The sequence below is a fragment of the Novosphingobium sediminis genome (assembly GCF_007991615.1).
Classification (GTDB): Bacteria; Pseudomonadota; Alphaproteobacteria; order Sphingomonadales; family Sphingomonadaceae; genus Novosphingobium; species Novosphingobium sediminis.
Genome location: NZ_BJYR01000054.1, coordinates 1 through 1244 on the forward strand (window position 1 = coordinate 1; position 1244 = coordinate 1244).

The 1244-nt window shown below is 63.7% G+C and carries 1 protein-coding gene; it reads left to right on the forward strand.

Features of this window, described 5'->3' with window-relative positions; translation table 11 throughout:
- Window positions 1-64 precede the first annotated feature (64 nt).
- Window positions 65-1218 (forward strand): IS3 family transposase gene (locus NSE01_RS21070; protein WP_246135318.1). Its coding sequence is split into 2 segments (ribosomal slippage): window positions 65-323 and window positions 323-1218, totalling 1155 coding nucleotides; the frame shifts between segments, so codons are not numbered across the junction.
- Window positions 1219-1244 lie beyond the last annotated feature (26 nt).

Genomic DNA, 1244 nt, shown 5'->3' on the forward strand with positions numbered 1-1244 from the left:
TGACCTGCCCCCCGCTGGCTCCCTCGATCTGATGTAGAGTTTGCCCCAACGAAGGAGCAGACGAATGAGGAAGAGCCGTTTTACCGAGGAACAGATAATCGGGATGCTGAAGGAGCAGGAGGCGGGCCTGCCGACGGTGGAGGTTTGCCGCAAGCACGGCCTCAGCCCGGCGACGTTCTACAAGCTGAAGGCGAAGTATGGCGGTCTGGAGGTGTCCGATGCCCGGCGGCTGCGCCAGCTCGAGGATGAGAATGGCAAGCTCAAGCGGCTCCTGGCCGAGAGTGTGCTGGACAACGCGATCCTGAAGGACCTGTTGGGAAAAGTCTGACGACGCCAGGCCAGCGACGGGACGCAGCGCTCGGCGTGATGCGGGATTATCAGGTCTCGCAGCGCCGTGCCTGCGTGCTGATCGGCGTCGACCCCAAGACGGTCCGGCGAGAACGTCCGCCAGACCATGCCGAGATCCGCGAGGAGATGCGCGAGATCGCCGGCCTGCGTCGGCGGTTCGGTTATCGCCGTATCGGCGTCATGCTCGAACGCAAAGGACACATCATGAACCACAAGAAGCTCTACCGGCTGTACCGGGAGGAGGGTCTGTCGGTGCGTCGCAGACGGGGCCGTAAGCGCGCTCGCGGCAGCCGAACGCCAATGCCGGTCCCGCTGCGGCCAAACGACCGCTGGTCGATGGACTTTGTGGCGGACACCTTCGGTGCCTCCCGCCGGCTGCGCATCCTGGCGATCAACGATGACTGCTGCCGCGAGAACCTATGCCTGCTGGGCGACACCAGCATCTCCGGCGTGCGGGTTGCCCGCGAGTTGGACACCCTGGTACGGCTCTATGGCAAACCGGCTTGCATCGTCAGCGACAACGGGACCGAGTTCACCAGCAGAGCGATTCTCAAGTGGGCCAGCGAGAACCGGGTCGAGTGGCATTACATCGATCCCGGCAAGCCGCAGCAGAATGCGTTCATTGAATCGTTCAACGGCAGCCTGCGCGACGAGCTCTTGAATGAAGAGCTGTTCGACAGCCTCGCGGACGCTCGGCGCAAGCTGGCTGTCTGGCGCTACGACTACAACAACGTCAGGCCGCACTCGTCGCTGCAGAACCGAACACCGGCACAAGCGCGCCGGGCGTTCCTGCTAAATGGAGGCGTCACGACCGACGCGCTTGTGCCGGCGGGGCAGCACGAATATCAAACTGGCAGACTCTCGTTATGACCGCGGGACCAGCGGGGGGCAGGTCA